Origin of the sequence: Psittacicella melopsittaci (assembly GCF_003585925.1) — a bacterium.
Taxonomy (GTDB): domain Bacteria; phylum Pseudomonadota; class Gammaproteobacteria; order Enterobacterales; family Psittacicellaceae; genus Psittacicella; species Psittacicella melopsittaci.
On the sequence record NZ_NRJH01000095.1, the window covers coordinates 1 to 1,133 of the forward strand.

General features: G+C 40.5%; 1 protein-coding gene. It reads left to right on the plus strand.

What is annotated here, in order from left to right; all coding sequences use genetic code 11:
• Positions 1–68: 68 nt before the first annotated feature.
• Positions 69–1,133 (plus strand): PQQ-binding-like beta-propeller repeat protein (locus tag CJP74_RS07940; RefSeq protein ID WP_486660080.1); only part of this gene is annotated, 1,065 nt, incomplete at its 3' end.

The window sequence follows — 1,133 nt, forward strand, 5'->3', positions numbered from 1 at the left end:
CCCCTAATTAATTAGGGGTTATATACTTTATCTTCGGTTTGAAGAGCTTAAACTATAGGATTAGATTTATGTCTGAAAAAACAAAAACTCCCTCTAAATGGGGGAAATATCTGACCCTTGTTATCTTTACAGTCTTTTCTCTCTTCTTACTGATTGGGGGAACATGGCTTGTAGTTTTAGGAGGGTCTCCTTACTATCTTGCCTCTGGTATTGTCCTAGCTCTTGTTGGCTTTGGTTGGGCTAAAGACAGATTATGGGCATTATGGCTATATACCATTTGGTTAATTTTTACTATTTTCTGGGCTCTTTGGGAAACAGGAACTGACTTCTGGAACCTAGCACCACGCTTTGATGTATGGTTTTTACTAGGTTTTTGGTTATTAGCTCCAGTTTCTAACCGTGCTCTTAGTAAACTAGCAGGCGTAAGTCCAGCTAAATACACTCTTTTAGGGGGTATCTTAGCTATGTTCGCTCTCTTAGGTTGGAGTATTTGGCACGATCCACAAGAAATTAATGGGACTTTAACGCGTCAACAACCAGCTCAGGCTCAGCCTATTGCTGGGGTTAACCCTGAAGATTGGATCGCTTATGGTCGTACGCAAGAAGGAAGTCGTTACTCACCATTAACACAAATTAACTCAGCTAACGTAGGTAAACTAAAAGTAGCATGGGTATATGATGTGGGCGATGCACGTACACCAGAAGACTCAGGAGAAAGTACTTATGAGGTTACACCATTAAAAATTGGTGATTACCTTTACATTTGTACTACTCACCAAATGTTAGATAAAATCGATGCTGCTACAGGTACACGCGTATGGCGTTTTAATCCACAACTCCCGCCAACTCGCTTATACCAACACCAAACTTGTCGTGGCGTATCTTACTGGGATCAAGCAACTACTGCACAAGTAAACCCTGAAAGTGCAAAATATCAAGCTGAAAATGGGGGCTTAACTGAACAAGAAAAACTTGGAGCTCAAACTTGTCCAGCTAAAGTATTCTTGCCAACAAATGACGGTCGTTTATTTGCGATCAATGCTCAAACAGGTTTACCTTGTGAAAACTTTGGTACTGACGGTTATATCGATTTAAAACGTAAAATGCCTTACTCTGCACCAGGCAGATATATT